We start from the raw sequence: 1242 nt of genomic DNA, 5'->3' as shown, positions 1-1242 counted from the left end.
TCGCTCGTCGGCCTGGCCAAGCGCATGATGCGCGAGGTGCCCCGGCACGGCGTCACCACGCCCGAGGACCTGGAGGACGCGCTCGACGCCGTCCCCGCCCTCAGCGGCGCGTAGACCACCCCCACGAACCCGCGGTCGCCGGCCTCGCCCGGCGGTCGCGTCATGACGACCCCGCCGTGCCCGACCGGGCGCGACGACACCACCAGAAAGGACACCACATGGCACGCACCGAGGCCGAGATCATCTCCGGACTTGCGGAGATCGTCGAGGAGGTCACCGGAATCGAGCCTTCCGAGGTGACCCCGGAGAAGTCCTTCGTGGACGATCTGGACATCGATTCGCTCTCCATGGTGGAGATCGCGGTCCAGACGGAGGACCGCTACGGGGTGGAGATCCCGGACGAGGACCTCGCCAAGTTGCGTACTGTGCAGGATGCGGTCGACTACATCCAGAAGATCGACCAGAGCTGACACCACGTCCCGGAGCACGGGGCGGGGACGCGTTCAGGGCCGAAGGTGCGGTCGGTGCACCAGACGAGCCCGCGTCTCCACCCCACGTCCGGGACCCGACACACGAGAGCACCCCGCGTCACGCGGGGTGACGGGCGGAAGGCGCGATCAGGGACGGGGGTCCCGGATCGCTCGCCTCCCCCACACCAGCCAGTCCGGGGGTCCATAAGGAGCGCACCCTCCCATCCGGGAGGTGCGCCGCGGAAAGGACTGCATTCGATGACCATCACGAGCACCGTGGACCAGAACACCCAGATCGACCCGCGCGACCCCGTCGCCCGGCTCGAGAACCTCTTCGATCCGGCATCACTGGAGTTCCTCACGGAACCCGACGCGTCGGGCGCGCTCGCCGCGCGGGGCCTGATCGACGGCGAACCCACGATCGCCTATGCCACCGACGCCACCGTCATGGGTGGCGCGATGGGTCTGGACGGGTGCCGTCACATCGTCCACGCGATCGACACCGCCATCGACGAGCACCTGCCCGTCGTGGGCGTGTGGCACTCGGGAGGGGCACGACTCGCCGAGGGCGTCGAGGCGCTGCACGCGGTCGGCCTGGTCTTCGAGGCCATGGTCCGCGCCTCGGGCCACGTGCCGCAGATCTCGGTCGTGCTCGGGCCCGCCGCCGGCGGTGCCGCGTACGGCCCCGCGCTCACGGACGTCGTGATCATGGCGCCGGCGGGCAAGATCTTCGTCACCGGACCCGACGTGGTCCGCTCCGTCACCGGGGAAC

At 70.3% G+C, this 1242-nt stretch carries 2 protein-coding genes; both read left to right on the top strand.

All coding sequences use genetic code 11. The annotated features are described in order from the left end of the window. The first annotated feature begins 218 nt into the window (after positions 1–218). Positions 219–470 (top strand): meromycolate extension acyl carrier protein AcpM, encoded by a 252-nt coding sequence (gene acpM, locus G6021_RS14735; protein ID WP_095719155.1) that lies wholly within the window; start codon positions 219–221, stop codon positions 468–470. 258 nt (positions 471–728) lie between these two features. Next, positions 729–1242, top strand: a 514-nt coding sequence (locus G6021_RS17555) for a carboxyl transferase domain-containing protein (protein ID WP_277817959.1), incomplete at its 3' end; no start/stop codon positions are given.

The sequence above is a fragment of the Dietzia sp. CW19 genome, assembly GCF_014145265.1.
In the GTDB taxonomy this organism is placed as follows: domain Bacteria; phylum Actinomycetota; class Actinomycetes; order Mycobacteriales; family Mycobacteriaceae; genus Dietzia; species Dietzia natronolimnaea.
Note: the sequence above shows the minus strand (reverse complement) of the source record. Positions and strands in the feature narration are given on the sequence as shown.

Excerpts from the sequence above, each read along its gene's own strand:
- acpM (WP_095719155.1), top strand. The coding sequence starts at position 219 with ATGGCACGCACCGAGGCCGAGATCATCTCCGGACTTGCGGAGATCGTC.